This window comes from Polynucleobacter sp. UB-Raua-W9 (genome assembly GCF_018687435.1).
Lineage (GTDB): Bacteria > Pseudomonadota > Gammaproteobacteria > Burkholderiales > Burkholderiaceae > Polynucleobacter.
In genome coordinates, this window is the sequence record NZ_CP061290.1 from 569,188 (window position 1) to 590,747 (window position 21,560).

Annotated in this window: 25 protein-coding genes; 11 read left to right on the forward strand and 14 right to left on the reverse strand. The window is 46.0% G+C overall.

Translation table 11 applies throughout. The features are described 5' to 3' along the window. Positions 1-131 precede the first annotated feature (131 nt). Together AOC07_RS02980 and cls are read left to right on the forward strand one after the other, a co-directional pair. Entirely contained in the window at positions 132-845 is a 714-nt protein-coding gene (locus AOC07_RS02980; protein ID WP_256437856.1) for an endonuclease/exonuclease/phosphatase family protein, read from the forward strand. Beyond that, positions 842-2,320 carry a cardiolipin synthase gene (gene cls / locus AOC07_RS02985; protein WP_215358111.1) on the forward strand — a complete coding sequence of 493 codons (1,479 nt, stop codon included), beginning with the start codon at positions 842-844 and terminating at the stop codon, positions 2,318-2,320. The genes AOC07_RS02980 and cls overlap by 4 nt, the downstream gene beginning before the upstream one ends. Here cls and AOC07_RS02990 read toward each other — a convergent pair. After that, positions 2,317-3,501 (reverse strand): CaiB/BaiF CoA-transferase family protein, encoded by a 1,185-nt coding sequence (locus AOC07_RS02990; RefSeq protein ID WP_215358112.1) that lies wholly within the window; start codon positions 3,499-3,501, stop codon positions 2,317-2,319. The two genes, cls and AOC07_RS02990, sit on opposite strands and share 4 nt — an antisense overlap. Before the next feature lie 12 nt (positions 3,502-3,513). Beyond that, on the reverse strand, positions 3,514-4,683 hold the full coding sequence (locus AOC07_RS02995) for an acyl-CoA dehydrogenase family protein (protein ID WP_215358113.1): 1,170 nt from the start codon (positions 4,681-4,683) through the stop codon (positions 3,514-3,516). Positions 4,684-4,834: 151 nt separating this feature from the next. Between AOC07_RS02995 and AOC07_RS03000 the strand changes: the two genes are divergently transcribed. From AOC07_RS03000 to AOC07_RS03010, 3 genes are all read left to right on the forward strand, one after another. Beyond that, positions 4,835-6,040, forward strand: coding sequence for a CaiB/BaiF CoA-transferase family protein (locus tag AOC07_RS03000; RefSeq protein ID WP_215358114.1), 1,206 nt, complete (start codon positions 4,835-4,837; stop codon positions 6,038-6,040). Beyond that, positions 6,040-6,543: a YqaA family protein gene (locus AOC07_RS03005; protein ID WP_215358115.1), complete on the forward strand. Its 504-nt coding sequence runs from the start codon at positions 6,040-6,042 to the stop codon at positions 6,541-6,543. Before AOC07_RS03000 ends, AOC07_RS03005 begins: the two co-directional genes overlap by 1 nt. Before the next feature lie 64 nt (positions 6,544-6,607). Then, a complete protein-coding gene (locus tag AOC07_RS03010; RefSeq protein WP_215358116.1) occupies positions 6,608-7,384 on the forward strand; it encodes a 3-hydroxybutyrate dehydrogenase in 777 nt (258 codons plus the stop codon). Positions 7,385-7,424: 40 nt separating this feature from the next. Here AOC07_RS03010 and AOC07_RS03015 read toward each other — a convergent pair whose 3' ends face one another. Continuing rightward, positions 7,425-8,369 carry a hydroxymethylglutaryl-CoA lyase gene (locus AOC07_RS03015; RefSeq protein ID WP_215358117.1) on the reverse strand — a complete coding sequence of 315 codons (945 nt, stop codon included), beginning with the start codon at positions 8,367-8,369 and terminating at the stop codon, positions 7,425-7,427. Between the two features lie 136 nt (positions 8,370-8,505). Here AOC07_RS03015 and AOC07_RS03020 point away from each other — a divergent pair, with 136 nt between their 5' ends. After that, positions 8,506-9,099, forward strand: coding sequence for a urate hydroxylase PuuD (locus AOC07_RS03020; protein WP_215293917.1), 594 nt, complete (start codon positions 8,506-8,508; stop codon positions 9,097-9,099). Positions 9,100-9,169: 70 nt separating this feature from the next. Here the strand turns inward: AOC07_RS03020 and AOC07_RS03025 are convergent, their stop codons facing one another. Both AOC07_RS03025 and AOC07_RS03030 read right to left on the reverse strand, forming a co-directional pair. Then, positions 9,170-10,336: an NAD(P)/FAD-dependent oxidoreductase gene (locus AOC07_RS03025; protein ID WP_215358118.1), complete on the reverse strand. Its 1,167-nt coding sequence runs from the start codon at positions 10,334-10,336 to the stop codon at positions 9,170-9,172. Positions 10,337-10,388: 52 nt separating this feature from the next. Continuing rightward, positions 10,389-10,556: a rubredoxin gene (locus tag AOC07_RS03030; RefSeq protein ID WP_215358119.1), complete on the reverse strand. Its 168-nt coding sequence runs from the start codon at positions 10,554-10,556 to the stop codon at positions 10,389-10,391. Positions 10,557-10,698: 142 nt separating this feature from the next. On the opposite strand from AOC07_RS03030, the gene AOC07_RS03035 reads away from it, so the two are divergent. Continuing rightward, complete coding sequence (locus tag AOC07_RS03035) at positions 10,699-11,799, forward strand: alkene reductase (RefSeq protein ID WP_215293920.1); 1,101 nt, start codon at positions 10,699-10,701, stop codon at positions 11,797-11,799. Positions 11,800-11,845: 46 nt separating this feature from the next. Here the strand turns inward: AOC07_RS03035 and AOC07_RS03040 are convergent, their stop codons facing one another. The 5 genes from AOC07_RS03040 to AOC07_RS03060 form a co-directional block, all read right to left on the reverse strand. Further along, complete coding sequence (locus tag AOC07_RS03040) at positions 11,846-12,022, reverse strand: hypothetical protein (RefSeq protein WP_215293921.1); 177 nt, start codon at positions 12,020-12,022, stop codon at positions 11,846-11,848. Positions 12,023-12,034: 12 nt separating this feature from the next. After that, positions 12,035-12,577 carry a cytochrome b gene (locus AOC07_RS03045; protein ID WP_215293922.1) on the reverse strand — a complete coding sequence of 181 codons (543 nt, stop codon included), beginning with the start codon at positions 12,575-12,577 and terminating at the stop codon, positions 12,035-12,037. An 82-nt stretch (positions 12,578-12,659) separates the two neighbouring features. Further along, positions 12,660-12,848 carry a hypothetical protein gene (locus tag AOC07_RS03050; RefSeq protein ID WP_215293923.1) on the reverse strand — a complete coding sequence of 63 codons (189 nt, stop codon included), beginning with the start codon at positions 12,846-12,848 and terminating at the stop codon, positions 12,660-12,662. 11 nt (positions 12,849-12,859) lie between these two features. Continuing rightward, on the reverse strand, positions 12,860-13,480 hold the full coding sequence (locus AOC07_RS03055; RefSeq protein ID WP_251371716.1) for a hypothetical protein: 621 nt from the start codon (positions 13,478-13,480) through the stop codon (positions 12,860-12,862). Between the two features lie 192 nt (positions 13,481-13,672). Further along, positions 13,673-14,818, reverse strand: a complete 1,146-nt coding sequence (locus AOC07_RS03060; RefSeq protein ID WP_215293924.1) for an alpha-hydroxy acid oxidase — start codon at positions 14,816-14,818, stop codon at positions 13,673-13,675. Positions 14,819-14,964: 146 nt separating this feature from the next. Here AOC07_RS03060 and AOC07_RS03065 point away from each other — a divergent pair, with 146 nt between their 5' ends. The 3 genes from AOC07_RS03065 (at position 14,965) to AOC07_RS03075 (ending at position 17,453) form a co-directional block, all read left to right on the forward strand. Continuing rightward, positions 14,965-15,876: a DMT family transporter gene (locus AOC07_RS03065; protein ID WP_215358120.1), complete on the forward strand. Its 912-nt coding sequence runs from the start codon at positions 14,965-14,967 to the stop codon at positions 15,874-15,876. 114 nt (positions 15,877-15,990) lie between these two features. After that, entirely contained in the window at positions 15,991-17,139 is a 1,149-nt protein-coding gene (locus AOC07_RS03070) for an aminotransferase class V-fold PLP-dependent enzyme (RefSeq protein ID WP_215358121.1), read from the forward strand. An 83-nt stretch (positions 17,140-17,222) separates the two neighbouring features. Further along, entirely contained in the window at positions 17,223-17,453 is a 231-nt protein-coding gene (locus tag AOC07_RS03075; protein WP_215293927.1) for a protein tyrosine phosphatase, read from the forward strand. Between the two features lie 15 nt (positions 17,454-17,468). On the opposite strand, the gene AOC07_RS03080 is transcribed toward AOC07_RS03075, so the two are convergent. The 4 genes from AOC07_RS03080 to AOC07_RS03095 all read right to left on the reverse strand — a co-directional run bounded on the left by AOC07_RS03080 (position 17,469) and on the right by AOC07_RS03095 (position 20,456). After that, entirely contained in the window at positions 17,469-18,446 is a 978-nt protein-coding gene (locus tag AOC07_RS03080; protein ID WP_215358122.1) for a DMT family transporter, read from the reverse strand. A 6-nt stretch (positions 18,447-18,452) separates the two neighbouring features. Beyond that, positions 18,453-19,328, reverse strand: a complete 876-nt coding sequence (locus tag AOC07_RS03085) for an NAD(P)H-hydrate dehydratase (protein ID WP_215358123.1) — start codon at positions 19,326-19,328, stop codon at positions 18,453-18,455. 58 nt (positions 19,329-19,386) lie between these two features. Further along, complete coding sequence (locus AOC07_RS03090; protein ID WP_215358437.1) at positions 19,387-20,124, reverse strand: ABC transporter substrate-binding protein; 738 nt, start codon at positions 20,122-20,124, stop codon at positions 19,387-19,389. A 128-nt stretch (positions 20,125-20,252) separates the two neighbouring features. After that, positions 20,253-20,456, reverse strand: a complete 204-nt coding sequence (locus tag AOC07_RS03095; protein WP_215293930.1) for a hypothetical protein — start codon at positions 20,454-20,456, stop codon at positions 20,253-20,255. A 198-nt stretch (positions 20,457-20,654) separates the two neighbouring features. Here AOC07_RS03095 and AOC07_RS03100 point away from each other — a divergent pair, with 198 nt between their 5' ends. Next, positions 20,655-21,512, forward strand: a complete 858-nt coding sequence (locus AOC07_RS03100) for an LOG family protein (RefSeq protein ID WP_215358124.1) — start codon at positions 20,655-20,657, stop codon at positions 21,510-21,512. The last annotated feature ends 48 nt before the right edge of the window (positions 21,513-21,560 follow it).

Genomic DNA, 21,560 nt, shown 5'->3' on the forward strand with positions numbered 1-21,560 from the left:
ATTTGCAATAAGTGCATGCAATGTCAGGAGTTGGTTGAGGGAGAGATTTATTTGGCGCGAATAAAACGCCAGCGAGCAGCAGGACAGTTTTGATGACTCAAAATAGAAGCGCTCGCTTTACCGTCATGAGTATGAATGTGCATAAAGGGGTTTCTACCTTGCACAGGCATTCGACTATCTATCAGTTGCGGCAAAAAATGCGCAATCATCATCCGGATTTACTTTTTCTCCAAGAATTGCAGCAGGAGCATCGCGGTCGTATTAGACGATATGGGCAGTGGCCTCTAACGGAGTTAACCCACTTTCTATCGGAAGACTTTTGGCATGACTGGCATTACGGAAAAAATATGGAGTATCCCGATGGTCATCACGGCAATGCAATTCTGTCTAAGCAGCCATTGCACAAAGGTCTTAATTACGATATCTCTGCCTATCGCTTTGAAAGACGGGGCTTATTGCATAGCGTGACCCAACTGGATGGAGTGGATCAACCTATTCATTGCTTCTGCGTGCACTTGGCTCTATTTGAGCGGGGTAGAGAGCGCCAGCTAGAGCAAATTATTGGATATATTGAAGATTTAGCGCAAGATTGCCCCACTATCGTGGCTGGAGACTTTAATGACTGGCGTAATCGAGTGGGAGCGCCGATGAAGAAGGCTGGCTTTGAGGAGGTGTTTGAGTTCTTGACGGGCAGCCCCGCTAAGACTTTCCCCAGCATCAAGCCTTTACTGGCAATGGATCGTATTTATGTGCGCGGTCTAAAAATTCATTCTGCAGAAATTTTGCATGAGTGGATGAGGCTGTCAGATCATTTGGGTATTACAGCAGAACTGGAATTGATATGAACGATCTACTGAGTGTTTTTTTAAGACATTTTTTTGAACTCAATATTAATTGGCTGTTATTTGTGCACTTTGCCTTAGTCACCTACTTTATTGGCGTCATTATTTCCGTTAGAAGACCAGTAGGAGTTGCATTTGCCTGGATTTTTATTGTGATGACCTTTCCTGTTTTTGGTATTAGTTTGTATGTATTGATTGGTGAGCGTCCAGTCGGTCGAAGATTGACGCGAAAAATTACTCGTATGAACCGAGAGTACATGCGGATTACCGAAAAGATGCGTCAAGACTATGCGGGCGATAGGCAGGGAATGCCTGCTGAGGGTAGGGCATTAAGCCTCTTGGCAGAAGCCAATAACGGCTCACCGGTCATAGCTGGAAATAAGCTTGAGTTGTTCACCAACTCCCTAGAAATTTTGCAGCATTTTATTGATGAAATAAATCAAGCAAAGAAAAGTCTTCACCTAGAGTTTTATATCTGGGCACTTGGTGGTGATGCCGATCGGGTGGGGGAGGCTTTAATTGCAGCAGCTAAGCGCGGTGTAGCTTGTCGCGTCTTGCTGGATTCGTTGGGCAGTAAAGACTGGTTTAAGTCTAAGTGGCCAGCACGTTTTCGCAATGCTGGCATTCAGGTAACTGAGGCGTTGCCAATACAAGTCGGGCGCTTTCAGTTTCGAAGAGCCGATTTGCGTTTGCACAGAAAAATATTTGTAGTAGATGGTTCCATTGTCTGGACGGGTAGTATGAATATGGTTGATCCGCGTACCTTCAAACAAGATTCAGGTGTGGGTGAGTGGGTTGATGCGATGGTGAGGGTGCAAGGTCCAGTTGCCTCTCAGTTTGAGCTCACCTTTTCGTTTGATTGGAGTGTTGATAACCCGAGCGTTACTCACTTTAATGATCGTAATCCACCGGCAGCACCTTATGAGGGTGCGGCGCTTGCCCAAGAGCTTGCATCAGGACCAGTCTATCGGGATGATATTTTGTATCAAGTGATGTTATCGGCCATTATCGATGCTCGTGAAGAGCTCACTATTACTACGCCTTATTTTGGCCCAGATGATGGATTGTTACAGGCTCTGATGGCATCAGCGAGGCGTGGAGTAAAGGTAACCCTCATCGTGCCTAAGCTCAACGATTCCACTTTAGTGGCTTGGAGTAGCAAAAGCTTCTATACGGATCTCATGGGTTCAGGAGTGAAAATTGCTGAATTTGATGGGGGTCTGTTGCACACCAAGAGTCTGTTGGTTGACAAGAGAATGGCAATCTTTGGATCAGTCAACTTTGATCAGCGCAGCTTGCGTTTGAATTTTGAGATTAGTTTAATTGTTTACAACGAAGCATTCTGCGCTAAGCTAGAGCAATTAATTGAATCCTATTTGAGTCAATCTGACTTTATTGACCCCCTCGTATGGGCGAAGCGGCCACGCTGGAATCATTATTTAGAAAATGCTGCGCACTTAGCTTCGCCGCTACTCTAAATTGCTCCGCTAGCGCGCATGCTGGCAATATCGGATTCTGGCAATCCTAGCTCTTTCAGAATGGTATCTGTATGTTCGCCCACAGCCGGAATGGGGTCCATACGATAGTCATAACTATCATTTAGTCCAGGAGGGAGTAGTGCAGCGATTGGCCCATTGGGCGTGCCTACTTCTGCAAATCGATTGCGGGCTTTCAATTGTTCATGTTTCCAGAGGCCCCCCATATCGTTGAGGTGGGCATTGGCAATTTGAGCTTTATCTAATCTCGCAATAAGTTGGTCTGAGCTCAGCTTGCTAAAGCAGGTATTAATAATTTCGAGCAACTCGGAGCGTTTTTCATTGCGCTTGAAGTTGCGATCGAAGCGCTCATCTTTAGCAAGTGCAGGATTTTCCAATACGGTCTCGCAAAATTGAACCCATTCACGTTCATTCTGCAGGCCAAGCATGACAGTCTTGCCATCGCCAGCCTTAAATGGACCATAAGGATAAATGGTGGCATGCGATGCGCCATTTCTGGGCGGTGGTTCTGCGCCTTTATAAGCGTAGTACATCGGAAAGCTCATCCACTCACTCAGCGACTCCAGCATCGAGATATCAATGACAGTGCCCTTGCCAGTTTTTCCTCTTTGCAAGAGTGCGGCGAGGATATTGGTGTAGGCGTACATACCTGCAGCGATATCGGCAATGGAGTTACCGGACTTGCTCGGTGTCTCTGGGGTGCCTGTGACGGATAAGAAGCCGGCCTCACTTTGGATTAAAAGGTCATAGGCTTTTTTATCGCGATAAGGCCCATCATTGCCGTATCCAGAAATGTCACACAAAATTAATCTGGGATTGTCTTTCTGTAGCACATCCGCAGTCAGGCCCATGCGTACGGCAGCTCCTGGTGCTAAGTTTTGCACTAAGACATCAGCAGTTTTCAGTAGCTGCTTGAGTGCCGCTCTTGCAGATGGCTGTTTGAGATCCAGCGTGAGACTTTCCTTAGATCGATTGACCCAAACAAAGTGCGAGCAAAGACCATCAACTTGGGTGTCATAGATTCTTGCAAAGTCACCACCACCAGGACGTTCCACTTTAATGACGCGAGCACCTAAGTCAGCTAATTGCCTAGTACAGAAGGGTGCGGCGATGGCATGCTCAAGTGAGACAACCGTAATTCCATCTAGCGGACGAATGCTCATATCAAATTTCTATCAAAAGGATCTAGGTAAACCGAGAACATGCTCGGCGATGTAAGAGTAGATCAAGTTTGTGGAGATTGGCGCCACTTGATAGAGACGTGTTTCCCTAAATTTACGTTCAACATCATATTCGTTGGCAAAGCCAAAGCCGCCATGAGTTTGCAAGCAGACATTGGCCGCTTCCCAGGACGCCTTCGCTGCCAAATATTTAGCCATATTAGCCTCAGGCCCACAGGGCGAGTGACTATCAAAAAGATCGCATGCCTTGAAGCGCATCAAGTTAGCAGCTTCAGTTTCAATATAGCTATCGGCAATCGGAAATTGAATACCTTGATTTTTGCCAATCGGGCGATCAAACACTACACGATCATTGGCATAACGTCTTGCGCGATCAATAAACCAATAAGCATCACCAATACATTCGGCTGCAATCAGAACGCGTTCTGCATTTAGGCCATCCAAGATGTATTTAAACCCTTGACCTTCTGTGCCGATGAGATTTTCTAAGGGGATTTCTAAATTATCAAAGAACACTTCATTGGTTTCATGGTTCACCATATTGGCAATGGGCCTGACTTCCATTCCTTTCCCAATCGCATCAGCAAGATTGACGATGAAGATGGACATGCCTTCAGATTTGCGCTGCACCTCATTAATTGGGGTGGTGCGAGCTAGCAAAATCATCAGATCAGAATGTTGAATACGAGAGATCCAAACCTTCTGACCATTCACAACATACTGATCCCCTTTTTTCACGGCAGTAGTTTTTAACTTCGTGGTGTCAGTGCCGGTAGTGGGCTCTGTCACAGCCATGCTTTGTAGACGAAGTTCACCACTAGCAATTTTTGGCAAATACATTTTTTTCTGTGCTTCAGATCCATGGCGTAATAAAGTGCCCATGTTGTACATCTGCCCATGGCAAGAGCCAGCATTGCCGCCCGAAAAGTTAATCTCCTCCATAATGACGGAAGCTTCCGCTAAACCTAATCCAGAGCCACCATATTCTTCCGGTATTAATGCTGCTAACCAGCCGGCCTCAGTCATGGCTTTCACAAAAGCCTCAGGGTAGCTCCGTTCATGATCTACTTTTTGCCAGTAGGCTGAGTCGAAATTTCCACAGAGGTCTCGTAAGGCCTCGCGCATTTCCTGGTATTGGTCTGGCTTGGGTATGACTTGATTCATGAAAGTCTCGTTTTATAGGTTTTATGTGTTTCAAACGTTAGTTTAAGCAAGATTTGAAAATCCTGGAAAATGATGAAAATCAGGCGAAAATAGCCGATATAGCATTTAAAAAATCTATCTAAATGGATAAATAAGGGACAAGGACCTGCCAATGCAAAAGAATCACCGACAAATCCTTTCTGGAGTCAAAGTTCTTGAGTTGGGCCAGCTGCTTGCAGGCCCATTTGCAGCCAAAACTCTCGCGGATTTTGGTGCAGAAGTGATTAAGGTTGAGTCCCCAGGTCTGGGTGACCCTTTGCGCAAATGGCGAATGCTTCACGAGGGCACATCAGTTTGGTGGCAAGCCCAATCTCGCAATAAGCAATCGGTCTGTTTGGATCTGCGTGTAAAAGAAGGTCAGGAGATCGCCCGAAAGTTGGCACTCGAGGCTGATGTTGTGATTGAAAATTTTCGACCAGGTACATTAGAGAAGTGGGGCTTAGGTTGGGAGCAGCTGCATAAAGTCAACCCAAAGTTGATCATGTTGCGCATCTCTGGCTATGGTCAGGATGGACCCAGACGTGATGAGCCTGGTTTTGCAGCAATTGGTGAGGCAATGGCCGGTTTGCGTTACATCACAGGCCATCCAAATGAGGTTCCAGTGAGAGCAGGTGTATCTCTTGGCGACACGATTGCAGGTTTGCATGGTGCGCTGGGTGTATTACTGGCCTTATACGAGCGAGATGCTCGCGGAGGACAAGGTCAAATGATTGATGTGGCTTTGTATGAAGCGGTATTTAATTTGACCGAAAGCTTATTGCCGGAGTACTCAGCATTTGGCGCTATTCGTCAGCCGGCAGGCGGTGCTTTGCCCGGAATCGCCCCCTCCAACGCCTATCGTTGTGGCGACGGGCAGTATGTTTTGATCGCTGGAAATGGCGACTCCATCTACAAGCGTTTAATGACCTTGATTGGTAGAGTGGACTTAGGTGAAGATCCTGCATTGGCTCATAACGATGGCCGTGCTAAGCGAGTCAGTGAGATTGATGCAGCAATTAATGCTTGGACTGAATCCTTAACTCTGGATCAGGTGCTAAAGGGTCTGTTGGAAGCAGAAGTGCCTTCTGGCAAGATTTATACGGCCAAGGATATTGCAGAGGATCCTCACTATCAGGCTCGTGGCGTGATTGAGACTGTTCAGGCTGCGAGTGGCCTAAAAGTCCAGGTTCCCGGAATTATTCCTAAACTTTCTCAAAACCCTGGATCCATTCGTTATCGCGCTCCCACCTTAGGAGAGCATACTGACGAAGTGCTTAAATCCGCTGGCCTTACTGAAGAACAAATTACTATTCTCAAAAAATCTGGGATCCTCGCTTAATGGACCATGCGCTCCAGCATTTTTTTGGATGGTTTGGTATGCCATCCGTTGGATTGCCGGCTGTATTTATCAGTGCCTTCGTTTCTGCAACATTGCTCCCTATTGGCTCAGAACCAATTCTTTTTGGATACACTTCATTAAATCCAAATATGTACTGGCTTGCAATCTTCGTTGCAACAATCGGTAATACCATGGGCGGTATGTTTGATTGGTGGCTTGGGCTTATAGCGAGTAAAAGAATTAAGTCTGTCGAGGTAACGACCCAGGGTCGCTTGCGAGAATGGCTCAAAGAGTGGGGCCCTAAAATGCTACTCTTTTCTTGGTTGCCTGGTTTTGGTGATCCACTTTGCATTGCCGCAGGCTGGCTCCGTTTAGCCTGGTTCCCATGCCTTATCTATATGTTTATTGGTAAATTATTACGTTATCTCACGATGACTTGGTTGCTCACCTTGGTGCCCGATAGTTTTTGGCATCAATTGGGTCATTGGCTGCATTTGATCTAAGTTCATTCGTTGTATCCTATGTTTTTAATCCCTATTTATCCCTTCACTTGTTGAGAATATTGATATGTCTTCTTTAAAAGGTAAAACAGCGTTAGTTACTGGCTCTACTAGTGGCATTGGTTTAGGAATGGCAATTGCTTTAGCTAAGCAAGGCGTCAACATTATGGCTAATGGCTTTGGCGAGAAAGACGAAGCTATTGCAAAAATCAAAGCGTGCGGTGTAGAGGTGGATTACCACGGCGCTGATATGAGCAAGTCTGCTGAGATTGAAGATCTGATTAAGCAAACCGAAAAACGCTTTGGCTCTTTAGATATTTTGATTAATAACGCAGGTATTCAGTACACGGCAAATATTGAAGACTTTCCAACAGACAAGTGGGATGCCATTATTGCTATCAATCTTACTGCTGCATTTCATACAACGCACCATGCATTGCCAGGCATGAAAAAACGGAACTGGGGCCGCATTATTAATATCGCCTCTGTTCATGGCTTGGTAGCCTCTACACAAAAATCAGCTTATGTTGCGGCTAAGCATGGCATTATTGGTTTGACTAAAGTCACTGCGCTTGAGAATGCGCATACTGGCATTACCTGTAACGCAATTTGCCCAGGCTGGGTATTGACCCCCTTGGTTCAAAAGCAGGTGGATGCGCGCGCAGAGCGTGAGGGCATCACAAATGATGCCGCTAAGATTGCCTTGGTTTCTGAAAAACAACCATCTGGAGAATTTGTTTCTCCAGAGCAGTTGGCTGCTTTAGCGGTATTTCTCTGTGGTCCAGATGCATCTGAAGTTCGCGGTGTTGCTTGGAATATGGATGGTGGCTGGGCTGCGCAGTAAATAGATTTAAGGAGCTCGATCTCCTTTTTTCTTTGCGGTTTTAGCTTTGGCAGGGCGCCTCATAGACACGGTCTACTTTGCCGGCCATTAAGAGTTGGCTCGGTAGTGTGCGTCCCATTAAAGATTGCAAATCTTTTGAGCATGCTAGCAGTGCATCGATCTCCATATGGGTATCAAAGCCCATTAGGTCAAACATATGAACAAGTTCTTCCGTGCAGATATTACCAGTGGCACCTGGGGCATAAGGGCAACCACCCAAGCCGCCTAGTGAAGAGTCAAAGCGATCGATGCCGCTATTGACCGCGGCAAGAGCGTTAGCGAGACCCATGCCGCGCGTATTGTGAAAATGTAATGTCCATTGCAGCTTAGGGTATTTGGCTTGTGCTGTTTCGCAAACAGCTTGAACTTGAGCTGGATTAGCCATACCTGTGGTGTCGCAAATTGTGATGCCGCGAACACCAGCAGCAGCAAAGCGATCTATCCAGTGCATAAGATCCGCCAAGGAGGTGATTCCTGACATTGGACAGCCAAAGCTGGTAGATAAAGAGATATTCACGGCGGTACTATTTGCATGCGCCAAATCAATTACTGATACCAGTCCTTTAAAAGAGTCTTCGCAACTCATTTTTAGATTGGCTAGATTGTGTGCCTCACTAACTGACATGACGAGATTGAATTCATCTACACCAACACTCAATGCTCGTTCAGCGCCTTTGAGGTTTGGAATAAGAACAGTGTATTCAACACCGGGCACTCGATCAATTCCCCTCATGACAGCTTCAGCATCTGCCAGCATTGGAATGGCTTTAGGGCTGGTAAACGAAGTAACTTCAATCTTGGCATACCCAGCGCGACTCAAGCGGTTAATCAGGGCAATCTTTTCTTCGGTAGGCACAAATGCACTTTCCGCCTGAAATCCATCCCGCGTGACCACTTCTTGGATATAGATTCTTTTTAGGTAGGGGGATGATGGGGTGCTTGTCATATTAATATGCAGATTTTGGGCGCCAAAATGGGCTAAGCCTCTATTTTAAATAAGATTTCTGTATTTTTGCAGGATCAAACAAAATCGCTAGAATCGTTTATAGTTAGACCCATTATTACTCATAGGAGATCCTTTCATGGCATCAATCTTGACCTCTTTGGGACGTACTGTTTTGGCTGGCTTCGTACTTCTCATTCTCATCATCCTCGCTTTGGGCGGTAACTTTAGTTCAGCCGAATTGCCTTTCGTATTCCGTTGGTTGCATGTAATGTTTGGTGTGATGTGGATTGGTTTGCTCTGGTACTTTAACTTTGTGCAAATTCCTTCTATGCCAAAAATCCCTGATGAGCAAAAGCCAGCGATTGGCAAGGTAATTGCTCCAGCTGCATTGTTCTGGTTCCGTTACGCAGCACTCTTCACGGTTCTCACGGGTTTGATTGTTGCTGCCCTAAATGGTTACTTGCATCAAGCATTCACATTACAAGCCCCATTCCGTGCAATCGGTTTAGGCATGTGGATCGCTTTGGTAATGGCATTCAACGTTTGGTTCATCATTTGGCCAAATCAAAAGCGCGCTCTTGGTATTGTTGCTGTAGAAGCTGATGTAAAAGCAAAATCTGCACGCGTTGCAATGTTGACTTCCCGTTTGAATACATTGCTATCTATCCCAATGTTGTTCTTGATGGTTGCTCAGTCACACAACACTACTTGGTTTGTGATCGTTTCTTAATCACTCCCATAGCATTAAAGAAAAGGCCCGCAATGCGGGCCTTTTTGTTTGATCAGCACAGCAGGCCACCTTACTGAAGTAATGGTGGCAACTCTTTGCTTAGGGCTGCCCGCTGTGCGGTAGCGGTTCCCAGTAAAGCAAATCCCAGCAGCTTGCCATCGGGAGATTCAAAGCGCGCCTCAATGCCACCGTCAATGCCAGTGGTTTTCCATTGACCTTCGGAATCCTTGGCCGGTGGAGACACTACAGTTGGAAGTGCGGGGGTTTTAATCATCACAGGCATTGCTGGGTAACTTAAGGCCGTTACTTGTCCAAGCAATGTTGGGGCTAATGCTCTTGCAGCTTGCATGATGGGCATGACATAAGGTAGGACCAAGCCCTCAACTTCTGCGCAATCACCAAGCGAATAAATATTTTTTTCACTAGTCTCTAGCTCACGATTCACCTGAATGCCTACACCCGTCTTAATGCCAGCTGCCTTTGCCAAATCCAATCTCGGTTTTAGGCCAACAGCAGATAGAACAACATCGCAAGAAATCGCTTCACCATTGGCAAGACTAATTTGGATAGCATCACCATTGCGGTTAATGGCTTTAGCGGTAGTGGAGAAGTGCCAGCGCACCCCGGCATCACTCAGCTTGTCTTGCAATTCTTTTGCTGCAGCCTCAGGTAATAGGCGACCTAAGACTTGTGGGGCTAAATCAATTACATCTACTTCATAGTCGCCCAAGACAAGATCATTCGCAAACTCGCAGCCAATGAGACCTGCTCCCAGAATTGCCACTTTCTTTTTGCTTGCAATGGCATTTCGAAACTTGGCGTAGTCCTCTAAATCATTGACGGTCAGTACTTCGTCTGCAGCGTTGCCTTCTAGCGGTATCCGAATTTGATCGGCACCTAAGGTCAGAACTAGCTTTGCATAAGAGATTGCGCCCTTGCTTGTTTGTAGTGATTGTGCAGTGGTATCAATGGCGCTGACTTCAGTCTCAGAGAGAATGTTGATTGCTAATTGCGTTGCCATGCCTTCAGCAGTAGTAGAAATCAGTTGAGCAGATTCCTTCTTGCTAGCAAGTGCAGTTGAGAGCATGGGTTTGGAATAAAAATAACCAGGCTCGCGTGTGATCAGGGTAATCGATATCGCCTTATCAAGCTTGCGAATTTCGCGAACTAGTGTGAACCCAGCCAGACCACTGCCAATAATGACAATGCTGGAAGATTGGGGTGTGTTTTGAGTCAAAGCTGGGCTCCAGGTAGGTAGGGGTCAATCAGAAGTGCACTAGCTAAAAGGCTTAGCTTACCTGAACCATTTCAAAATCAGACTTAGACACGCCGCAATCTGGGCATTCCCAACTATCCGGGACGTCAGCCCATGCGGTTCCAGGTGCGATACCCTCTGTCGGCAAGCCTTGAGCCTCGTCATAAATAAAGCCACACACGATACATTGCCAAGTTTTCATGTTGATTCCTTCAATATCAGACCTCAATTTTAAATTTAATCTGATTTTTTTTCTTAAGGCGGCTCATTTGGCTTAATTCTGCAAAAGTCATCAATTCTTGTTACAGTGGTCGATCTTAATAATCGCTCACAAAAGGCTTCAGATGTCAGGTAAAGAAATTATGTTCACCCCAGTTAGTCTTGGTTCAATCCAATTAAAGAACCGTCTGGTAATGGCGCCATTAACGAGGATGCGCGCAATCGCTGGCGATGTACCAAGTCCTTTGGCAAAGACCTATTACGCACAACGTGCAAGTGCTGGTTTGATTATTACTGAGGCAACCCAAATTTCCCCCTTAGGCATGGGATACCCAGCCACTCCTGGTATTTACTCGCCAGAACAAACTGCTGCTTGGAAAGAAATTGTTGAGGCAGTTCATGCCAAAGGTGGATCGATTGTTGCCCAACTGTGGCATGTGGGCCGCATTTCCCATTCTTCTTTACATCCAGACCAGGGTGTACCAGAGGCACCGTCTGCTATTGCTGCTGCAGGGCAAACTTACGGGGCAGACTGGAAGTTACACGATTATGAGACTCCCAAAGCAATGAGTCTTGATGATATCGCGCGTTTGTTAAAAGAGTTTGAGGCTGCAGCACAAAACGCTAAAGCGGCAGGTTTTGATGGCATTGAGATTCACTCGGCCAACGGTTACTTGTTAGACCAATTCTTGCAAGATAAGACTAACCAACGTAACGATCAGTATGGTGGTTCAGTAGAAAATCGCTTACGCCTTTTAGGCGAAGTGATTGAGGCTGTTAGCAAGGTGTTCTCAAGCGATCGCGTAGGCGTTCGCCTTTCTCCTTATGGCACCTTTAACGATATTGCTGATAGTGATCCAATTGCATTATTCACTGCGGCAATCAAAAAATTGAATGGCTACAAATTAGCTTATGTCCATATGATTGAGCCACGCGCAACTAGCGCAGGTGGTGGTGATCAGGTAAATGAAGAGGCGCCCGTTACCTCAGAACTTTTCCGTGCAGCCTATCAGGGTAAATTTATTACTGCGGGTGGTTACGATCAGGCTCTAGGCGAAAAAGTGCTGGAAGCAGGTTTGGCTGATGCGGTGGCTTATGGCCGGATCTATATTGCCAATCCCGATTTAGCAGAACGCTTCCAGCAGAGCGCCCCGTTAAATGCTTATAACCGCGCTACTTTCTACGGCGGTCAAGAGGCTGGCTACACCGACTATCCAACACTCTAGGCTGATTTAAGTCTGACTCAATAAACCTCGCCCTTAGAAGCGGGGTTTATTTTTTGTCTTCAGGATCTTTTAGAAGATCATATTGATTGGCTACTAGCAGCAAGGCAATTGAAGCGCAGCCCATGGCAAAGAATTGCCACTGATGCAGCATTGCCGTACCTACCACCGTCATTAATACTGTCCAAGCAATAGCCATCTTGGCTTTTTTGGTGAGTGGTTTCATTATCTTGAGCCTCTAAGCTTGCGCCTTCACTTTATTTAACATGCGACGAAGTGTATCGTCCTTCAGGATGTAATGTTGCCACAAGCCAGCCAAAGCGTGAATGCCAATTAGGAAGTACAGCGAATTTCCTAAAAACTCATGAATTCCTTCGACCAGTTTTTTCATCTCTGGATTGGGGGTAAGCAGCTGAGGCCACACCAAGCCAAAGAAATGGATTTCTTTGCCGCCATATTGAAAATACAGAATTCCAAAGATGGGGGATATCAGTAGTAAGGCATACATGAGCCAATGCATGGCCTTGGCTAAAGAGATGAATAAGGGTTTGGGGTTTGTGGGCCTGGGAACACCATAAGCGAAGCGGACCATCAAGCGAAGGGCCATAGCTATAAAAATGAGCTGACCAAAGACGCCGTGAATGGTTTTGCAAAGCTCACGTGGCTCACTCCCTTTGGGGAATTGCCCCTTTAATTCGATGCTAATAAATGCTGCTATTACGAGTAAGAAGACTAGCCAGTGTAGAAAGACAGAGGCAGGGTGATAACGGTTTGTTGACATAGGGTGCTATTGAAATGAAGAAAGATTCATCATAAATGATAATGAATCTCATTAACAATAACAACCTTATGGGTAATTTCCCTTAATTTAGCCTGACTTTAGCGCTTAGCTCGTTAGCAGGACCCCTCTTATCAATCTGCGAAAGTCGTAGTGCTTCACTCTCAAAGTCGAGTTGACCAGGATGAAATTCATCATCATTTTGAAGGTCAATCACATAGGTCCAAACAAGCTCTCGGCCACGGTTCTTATAAACATCAACTACACGTTTCATATGTACCGCCTTTATGGTGATGCTGAATGACTGCCTGAGGATGGGCTTTGGGTATTCATCTGTGTATTTAAGATCTTCTTCAGTGTAATCAAGTTTCGCGGCTCAATGCGGATGATGCCACCTCTAGGACTATCGATATCTGCGATCAAGAAAAATGAGACGGCGATCACAAAAGGAAAAATCATAAAGAGGGCAATATTCTTTTTAAAGTTTCGCGCTCCAAACCCGACTAACAAGTTCGCACAAATCGCAATAGCCGTCATGAGAGTCCATGCAGTGCTAGGAATACGGTTCCACCAGGATGCCTGTACATAACCCTGAGAATTGAGAACATCATTCATGCCAGAGACAGTAAGCGCAATGGTTGCCGTTTGATTGCTGCGTGCAATTGGCAAAATTTCCTGCCATAAAGCGTTTTGTAGGCGATCCGTTTTTAGATGGATATCGTGAATCTTTTCTTGATCTTGTTTTGAATAAAACAGAATGCGTTGATCTAGGTATTGCATGAGTAAGTCTTTGGTGGCCAAGCTTGCTTTAGGAGGTAGCAAGTCTGCGCGAAGATATTCTGTGCCGATCGCATTGGCCTCCGCTTCCTCAAGGGCTTCCCGTTGGTCATGACGATCAATTGCCATCGAAAAGGTAAATCCAATGATGAGGGCTAGCAGAGTGAGCGTGGCTGTTTGAATAATTCCTAGATCTTCGGAGGTTTCAGTATCTTTAGTGCGGTAGCGACTCAGGATGACGCTACCAAACCAAACAGTAAATGCAAATACTAGGAATGAAATTCCAAAAACAAGCAGGGGATTATTGATGATGGATTTAATTTAAAAAGTTCCTGGATACAAAATATCTTTAGTGACATTTTGGATATCACGATGTCCAGTAAACGCCATGGTGATGTCCAATTCATTCTGAATAATTTCTAGGCACTTTGTAACCCCAGCTTCACCCATGGCGCCCAAGCCATATAAAAATGGTCGGCCAATCATGGTGCCGCGAGCGCCGAGGGCCCATGCTTTTAAAACATCCTGACCAGATCGAATGCCGCCATCCATCCAGACTTCAATATCTTTACCAACAGCCTCCACTATTCCTGGTAAAGCTTGAATACTAGAAATAGCGCCATCTAATTGACGGCCACCATGATTTGAAACTATCAAAGCATCTGCTCCAGAGTTTGCAGCGAAGCGTGCATCCTCTGCATCCAAAATGCCCTTGATGATGAGCTTTCCGCCCCAGAGTTTTTTAATCCATTCCACATCATCCCAACTGAGTCCTGGATCAAATTGCTCCGCAGTCCAGGAGGAGAGGGAGGACATATTGCCCACTCCAGTGGCGTGCCCAACAATATTGCGGAAGGTTCTGCGTGGTGTCATTGCCATTCCAAGGCACCAGCGTGGCTTAGTTGCCATGTTGATCATATTGGCTATGGTGAGTTTGGGTGGGGCGCTCAGACCATTCTTTAGGTCTTTATGACGCTGTCCCAAAATTTGCAGGTCAAGCGTCAGCACTAAGGCTGAGCACTTCGCAGCTTTGGCGCGTTCAATTAAGCGCTCAATAAAGCCGCGATCTTTCATCACGTAGAGCTGAAACCAAAATGGTTTGGTAGTTCTTTCAGCAACATCTTCGATGGAGCAGATGCTCATCGTAGATAAGCAAAAAGGCACGCCAAATTTTTCCGCTGCTTTAGCAGCCAAGATCTCACCATCGGCGTGTTGCATGCCTGTCAGTCCAGTAGGCGCGAGCGCTACAGGCATCGTCACTTCTTGACCAATCATCGTGGTTTTACTTGTGCGATTCGTCATATCAACAGCCACGCGTTGACGTAACTTTATTTTCTGAAAGTCGGATTCATTGGCGCGATAGGTAGATTCAGTCCAAGAACCAGAATCTGCATAGTCATAAAACATCTTGGGGGTACGTTTTTTATGGAGTACCCGTAGGTCTTCGATATTGGTAATGATTGCCACAATCTATCCTTCTATTGAATGCCTTATATGTGAGGCATTTATCTAATTAAACTCTATCTTAGCAATACCAAGGATTTGTTTCTACAATGCTAGGGTATCCCGCCCTTGAGACCCCCACAATAGCTTACTGTCGACATCCCTTCTGAATGCCTCAACTCAATCTTGCAACCATCTCTTATTTACTGATTGCGACCGCCTTATGGGCTGGTAATGCGATTGCAGGGCGTGTATTAGTGGGCAGTGGGGCGGTTTCACCCATTACATTAAGTGCGGTGCGTTGGGGTTTAGCAGCACTGTTATTGCTGCCTTTGGGTTGGCGTGTCTTTGCTTCTAATAGCGCCTTATGGCAGAACAAGAAGCGTTTTGTCTTGTTGGGTTTGTTTGGTGTCGGAAGCTATAACGTACTTTTGTATCTTGCACTAGAGACTTCAACGGCGATTAATGTCACCTTGATTGGGGCAAGCATGCCCATTTGGATGCTATTTATTGGCGCAGTTTTTTACCAAACCAAACCGGATCTATTGCAGTTAGTTGGCGCAGTTGTCTCGCTGCTGGGTGTTGCGATTGTTTTGACGAGAGGTGATTTATCCACTTTGCTTTCCATGCAAATGGTGCTTGGCGACTTATTAATTATGTTAGCTACGATTACATGGGCTTTCTACAGTTGGATGTTAAGTCGTCCAGGCTCTAGCACTGAACGACAATGGCCTTGGGCTCAATTTTTAATGGCGCAGGTTTTTGTTGGTCTATTGTGGACAGGATTCTTTGATGGATTTGAGATTGCTGCGGGACATGCTTATTTAGAGATTAATCTTTGGACTGCATCCTTGATTTTATTTGTTGCCATCGGCCCTTCATTGATTGCTTATCGTTGCTGGGGTCTTGGTGTCAACGGGGCAGGGCCTACTGTTGCAGCCTTTTTTGCCAATTTCATTCCTTTATTCACTGCAATCCTTTCTGCTGCGATGCTTGGTGAGCCGCCCCAGTTATTCCATGGTTTGGCATTTGCTTTGATCGTGACTGGAATTGTGGTTTCCTCGAGAAGAAATAAGCTGTAAAGCCCAGCAAAAGCCTCAAAAAGGCATCTTCATGGGGGTTTTAACAAGATCGCCCAAAAAAGCGCCTAAATCAGTATCATTTAGGGCTAATCACAGAATCCCTAGGAAATCGCTATGCCAGGCTTACTCCCCAACGTTGATCCAGATGGTTTATTAGAGTTCTCGGTCGTTTATACCGATCGGTCCCTAAATCACATGTCTGAAGAATTCAAGCGTGTGATGGTTGATATTTCAGGGGTGCTGAAAGACGCTTATAACGCCAGTTCTGCAGTAATTGTTCCTGGTAGTGGCACTTTTGGTATGGAGGCTGTAGCACGTCAATTTGCCAATAATCAAAAATGCTTGGTTTTGCGGAATGGCTGGTTTAGTTATCGCTGGACACAAATTTTTGATCTGGCCAATATTACGAGTGACGTTACAGTGATCAAAGGCCGTCAGTTGGAAGCTTCTACCCAGGGCGTTTTTGCACCTGCACCGATTGAAGAGGTAGTTGCTTTTATCAAAAAAGAAAAGCCAGCAGTTGTTTTTGCGCCGCATGTTGAAACTTCTGCAGGCATCATCCTGCCGGATGACTATCTCAAGGCAGTTGGTGAAGCTGTGCGCTCAGTGAACGGCTTGTTTGTTCTCGATTGCATTGCTTCAGGTGCCATGTGGGTGGATATGAAAGCCTGCAATGTGGATGTATTGATTACTGCACCTCAAAAAGGTTGGAGCAGTTCACCATGCTGTGCATTGATCGCCCTTGGTGAGAGAGCTCGTGAACGTATTGATGCAACACAAAGCAGTAGCTTTTCTATGGATCTCAAAAAATGGTTGCAAATTATGGAGGCTTATGAAAAAGGTGGTCACGTGTACCACACGACTATGCCTACTGATGCATTGAAGATCTTGCGCAACGTCATGAAAGAAACCCAATCTCTTGGCTTTGCGGCACTTAAGGCAAGGCAAGTAGAGTTGGGTGCCAAAGTGCGTGACTTATTAGTTTCGAAGGGCTATCACTCTGTATCTGCTAAAGGCTTTCAGGCTCCGGGTGTAGTAGTTAGTTACACCAAAGATCCTGACATCCAATCTGGCAAGAAGTTCATTGCTCTTGGCTTGCAAACTGCTGCGGGCGTGCCTTTGCAGTGCGATGAAAGGCCGGACTTCCGTACGTTCCGTATTGGCTTATTTGGCTTGGAGAAGTTGGCCAACGTAGATCGGACAGTAGGTCATCTCGAAGCAGCGTTAGAAAAAATTACTGAGGCAGAAGCTCAGCCTGCGTAATCCCTTGTTCTAGAGAAAATAAAGTATTCATGACCAATATTTAAGTATTATTGAAGCATCCACAAACCATTTTGGAGAATCTGATGATTTCTCGTCTTGCCCACCTTAGCGTGGCCACCTTTATTTCCTTAGCCATTGGCATTTCTCCTATTTCAGTGATGGCTGCTGATCCGGTTCCTGCAACAGCCCCAGCCGCTTCTCCAGCAGCAAGCTCAGAAGAGAAGGTGGTCGAGAAGAAAGTGAAGAAGGAAAAGAAAGCTGAGAAAAAAGTGAAAAAGAAATCGAAGAAGAAAGCTAAGGTAGTCACTCAGTAACACCACACCCACCCCTTAATGAAGGGGTTCGGCACCATCAAAGTCATTGAGTTCACTTGAGCTCGGTGGCTTTTTTCTTGGGCCATCATTACGCACTAATAGCCACATCGCAATGATCACCAAACTCATGCCGCAAATTTGAATCCAGGTAACGGGTTCTGACAAAATAAAATAGCCCAAAAAGATCGTTGATACCGGACCCAATATTCCGGCCTGTGCTACCAAGGGCGAGCCAATGCGATTAATAGCAATCATAATGAGTAGCATCGGAATTACCGTGCACAAGCTTGCGTTTAAGAGGCTCAACCAGTAAATCCCTTGGGCTTGCTCGAAGATAGCGCTTGGGTTGTAGAGGGATGACTGTATGAAGCTAAGGACCGCAGAGGCGGTGCTTGCATAGACCACTAGCCGAACGCTACCAATGCGCTGAACCATTTCTCCTGAGCCAATCATATAGGTCGCATAGGAGCAGGCGCTAGCAAATACTAAAGCCATCCCAAGCCATGCGCTAATACCAGTGGAGCTAGCATCTTGAATAAAAACAATGAATACACCAAGGTAGCCCACTACTAGTGCATACCATTGCAAACGGGAAATGATCTTCTGCAATACAAAGTATGAGATAACGAGCACGATGGTTGGGGTGAGATACAGCACGATTCGCTCAAGGCCAACGGATATATATTGCAACCCTAGAAAATCTAAATAGCTCGATAGAAAGTATCCTAGAAATCCTAAGAAAAATAATTTGAACCGATCGGACCAAGTGAGTGGGCTCATTGCTTTCCTTCGCGATTCCCACCAGTAGATTGCCCAAAACATCGGCAGCGCCATCAACATGCGTAAAGCTAAAAGCGTTTCTGCATTGGCGCCATAGCCAAAGGCAAGTTTAACGAGGACGGCTTTTCCGGAAAAGAGCATCGAGCCTACTCCGGCCATCAAGATGCCATAGAGGTAGTGACGTTGATGGTGCGCTGCGCTTACTGATTGCATAAGACTTTATAACAGCTTATTGAGCAAGCTTCTCATCTCTAGGATGGTTTCGGAGGGGGTTAAGCCAATGGGACCAATACCCTTGCTGACTAAGCTATCAGCTGCAGCTGCATGGAGTTGCACAGCAAGACCAGTAGATTGCCATAAGTTCAGTTGGTGGCGAATGCCTTGGGCTGTAATTGCAGCAATACTTCCCGTCAGAATATCTCCCATGCCTCCAGTACCCATGCCAGGATTGCCCTCCTCGCACTGTAGGGTGGAGTGTTGGGGCGAGCTGATCAAAGTATGTTGACCCTTTAAGATAGCAATGGATTGTGTGAGTGCGATCAATTGCTCTAGGGCGGAAAAGCGATCAGCTTGAACATCCTCTGCGCTGATGCCTAGTATTTTGGCTGCTTCACCTGGATGTGGTGTGAGTACAGTTTGCCCAGGAAATTGTTGATTCCGCTGTTGTAATAGTGCTAAAAGGTCTTTGGATTCTGCAATGAGATTGAGCGCATCTGCATCAATGATGAGGGGTGCATTAGGGTAGTGAAGCACGGCGTTGAGCCACGTAGACGCAAGTTCAGATTTACCAAGTCCTGGACCAATCGCAATCACATCGGGCTGAGCATCCATTAAGGCCGTATCAGCCTTTTGATGCGCTAATCGAATCATTAGCTCTGGAGTATCAATGCAGGCATGCGCAGATGCGGGATCGAGTATTTCCAAAATCGTCCAGCCTGCACCGAGATGAAGGCAGGCATTTCCGGCAAGTAATAGGGCGCCTGCCATTCCAGGTGCGCCACCGATTAACAGGGTTTTTCCAGCATTGCCTTTATGTTCATTAGCCCCGCGCCTTAAACGCTTGGCTAGCTCGAATGTTGCCAGTGGTGAGATCATCCCAATAGTATCGCTCCTATTTCCTGAACTTAGAGGCGGATTGATGAGGATCGATTTTTTAATCCGCTACTTTTGCGCCTTGAATATTGTGACGCTGCATGACATTAGCTACAAATCCAGATTGCTTTAGCTGGGTAATCACTTCGCTTAAGTAGGTAATGGTGATTTCAAAATTGGGCCTTGCTTTTGGAATACCAATCGCTTGGTCAATGACCATGAAACGTCCTGGCAACATACGCAATCCTTCATAACGTCTCGCATCACTTTCTAGCTGTTGCTTTACGCCAGCGGCAACATTACCCTTGCCAGACATAAAGTCATCTACTACGGTTTGTGAGCTAGCGGCTCGTAGTAGAGTGGCACGCTGTATTTCTCGCGTAAGGTAGAGGTCATAAGCACTACCTTTGCCAACGACGATTTCACTACCAGCCATATCTACCTCCTCATTGCTCTTGAAAGGGGAGGAGGTTTTAACCATATAGGCGCCTTCAATTTGGATATAGGCCGGGGTATAGCTGATATCAGCACCACGAACTGGATCGATCGCCACAAACACAAGATCAATGTCACCACCTTTGATACCATCTACGGTTGCGCTAGCGGTTTTAAAGGGTATTAGTTGCACTGGCAGATTAATGCGTTGGCCAATTTCGTGAGCGATATCAATAGTGATGCCACTGAGTTTTTTAGTGGCAACATCTTCATAGGCTAAAACAGGATTACCTAAGTTAATTCCAACGCGTAAGGTCCCGGTTGGTGTAAATGATTTGAGGGTGCTAGGGTCAATCGTTTTCATGGCTTGATAGGGTTGACTAAATGTCACCTGTGTAATGGAGAGTAAGACACAGCAGAGGAAGTATTTCATATGAGAGCCGGGATAAAAAAACCGCGGCGGACCGCGGTTTCATTTAATTGCAGAAAAACTTATTTCTTCGCATCTGCTGCTGGAGCTGCGGCCGGTGCCTCTGGAGCTGCTGCAGGAGCATCTTTCTTTGCTTCTTCAGCATGAGTAGCTTCAGCGCCATGCTTTTCGCCGCCCATATCAATATTGCCGTCGCCTTTGAGGAGTAAATAGGCGGTGGCACCAACTAATACCAGTACCATGATGATGATTGAACGGTTACTCATTGCTTTTCCTTCGGTTTGGTTGAAATTGAGCCAATATTAACCCTTGTTGAAGCCGGGGTAAATCCCAACTAGCCCTAGGGGTGACTTAGCAGCGTTCATTTAGGTATTAACACTAAGTTTTTCGCAAGGTGTTGCGGTCATATGTTTGCAAAACGTGAGGGGTAATATGCATCTGATACTGATATCAAAGGGAAGAATATGAGCCCAAAGCTCCCCGTTAATGATGCCCAGACCATTACGAATTTTTTGAGTCTTGAGCCACATCAAATTTCTGAAGAAAGCTCAGAGGAGTCATATAAGCTTGCGTTTGATGACGAAGCCTTTTTGGCTCGCCGAGAGACCATCGGAATTCGCTTCGAGCTTGAGCTTTTAAAGCCAGAAATTCTACTGAATGAGCATGGCATAGATCACACCATCACAGTCTTCGGATCAACACGTTTTGTTAGCCGTGATCAGGCGCTCGAAATGGAAAAGAATGCGCAGACTGTTGATGAGCAGGTCAAAGCTAATCGGGCCTTGCTCCATAGTCACTATTATGAATCTGCACGTCAGTTTGGCAATGTGGTTGCTCACTACAACAGTACTCAAGATGAAGCTTCTAACAAGCTGCACATTTGTACTGGTGGCGGTCCTGGCATTATGGAGGCAGCCAATCGTGGCGCCTTTGAGGCGGGGGATCTAACCATCGGGTTTAATATTAGCCTGCCAAGAGAGCAGCATCCCAACCCATACATTAGCCCTGGTTTAAGTTTTCGGTTTCACTACTTTGCCTTACGCAAGATGCATTTCATGTTGCGAGCAAGAGCAATCGTTGCGTTTCCCGGGGGCTTTGGTTCGTTTGATGAGCTCTTCGAAGTGCTTACCTTGATGCAGACCAAAAAGGTGACACGCTTTCCGGTGATTCTAGTCGGCAAAGAGTTTTGGACTGGCATGGTGAAGTTCCAGGAGATGATCGAGTTTGGTGTGATTGATGAAGAGGATATGAAGGTCATTCATTTTGTAGAGACGGCAGAAGAAGCCTGGGGAGTAATCAAAAATCACTATCAATTAGCTTAAGGAAAGCTTTCATCGCCTGGTTACTTCGCCTGTAAAATAAATAAAGCC

Coding starts and splice junctions, on each gene's coding strand:
- AOC07_RS03065 (WP_215358120.1), top strand. CDS start 14,965: ATGCCTCAACTCAATCTTGCAACCATCTCTTATTTACTGATTGCGACC.
- AOC07_RS03015 (WP_215358117.1), bottom strand. CDS start 8,369: ATGACAAGCACCCCATCATCCCCCTACCTAAAAAGAATCTATATCCAA.
- AOC07_RS02990 (WP_215358112.1), bottom strand. CDS start 3,501: ATGAGCATTCGTCCGCTAGATGGAATTACGGTTGTCTCACTTGAGCAT.
- AOC07_RS03030 (WP_215358119.1), bottom strand. CDS start 10,556: ATGAAAACTTGGCAATGTATCGTGTGTGGCTTTATTTATGACGAGGCT.
- AOC07_RS03010 (WP_215358116.1), top strand. CDS start 6,608: ATGTCTTCTTTAAAAGGTAAAACAGCGTTAGTTACTGGCTCTACTAGT.
- AOC07_RS03035 (WP_215293920.1), top strand. CDS start 10,699: ATGTCAGGTAAAGAAATTATGTTCACCCCAGTTAGTCTTGGTTCAATC.
- AOC07_RS03000 (WP_215358114.1), top strand. CDS start 4,835: ATGCAAAAGAATCACCGACAAATCCTTTCTGGAGTCAAAGTTCTTGAG.
- AOC07_RS03100 (WP_215358124.1), top strand. CDS start 20,655: ATGAGCCCAAAGCTCCCCGTTAATGATGCCCAGACCATTACGAATTTT.
- AOC07_RS03090 (WP_215358437.1), bottom strand. CDS start 20,124: ATGAAAACGATTGACCCTAGCACCCTCAAATCATTTACACCAACCGGG.
- AOC07_RS03085 (WP_215358123.1), bottom strand. CDS start 19,328: ATGATCTCACCACTGGCAACATTCGAGCTAGCCAAGCGTTTAAGGCGC.
- AOC07_RS03095 (WP_215293930.1), bottom strand. CDS start 20,456: ATGAGTAACCGTTCAATCATCATCATGGTACTGGTATTAGTTGGTGCC.
- cls (WP_215358111.1), top strand. CDS start 842: ATGAACGATCTACTGAGTGTTTTTTTAAGACATTTTTTTGAACTCAAT.
- AOC07_RS02980 (WP_256437856.1), top strand. CDS start 132: ATGAATGTGCATAAAGGGGTTTCTACCTTGCACAGGCATTCGACTATC.
- AOC07_RS02995 (WP_215358113.1), bottom strand. CDS start 4,683: ATGAATCAAGTCATACCCAAGCCAGACCAATACCAGGAAATGCGCGAG.
- AOC07_RS03055 (WP_251371716.1), bottom strand. CDS start 13,480: ATGGCAATTGATCGTCATGACCAACGGGAAGCCCTTGAGGAAGCGGAG.
- AOC07_RS03045 (WP_215293922.1), bottom strand. CDS start 12,577: ATGTCAACAAACCGTTATCACCCTGCCTCTGTCTTTCTACACTGGCTA.
- AOC07_RS03050 (WP_215293923.1), bottom strand. CDS start 12,848: ATGAAACGTGTAGTTGATGTTTATAAGAACCGTGGCCGAGAGCTTGTT.
- AOC07_RS03005 (WP_215358115.1), top strand. CDS start 6,040: ATGGACCATGCGCTCCAGCATTTTTTTGGATGGTTTGGTATGCCATCC.
- AOC07_RS03070 (WP_215358121.1), top strand. CDS start 15,991: ATGCCAGGCTTACTCCCCAACGTTGATCCAGATGGTTTATTAGAGTTC.
- AOC07_RS03080 (WP_215358122.1), bottom strand. CDS start 18,446: ATGCAATCAGTAAGCGCAGCGCACCATCAACGTCACTACCTCTATGGC.
- AOC07_RS03040 (WP_215293921.1), bottom strand. CDS start 12,022: ATGAAACCACTCACCAAAAAAGCCAAGATGGCTATTGCTTGGACAGTA.
- AOC07_RS03075 (WP_215293927.1), top strand. CDS start 17,223: ATGATTTCTCGTCTTGCCCACCTTAGCGTGGCCACCTTTATTTCCTTA.
- AOC07_RS03020 (WP_215293917.1), top strand. CDS start 8,506: ATGGCATCAATCTTGACCTCTTTGGGACGTACTGTTTTGGCTGGCTTC.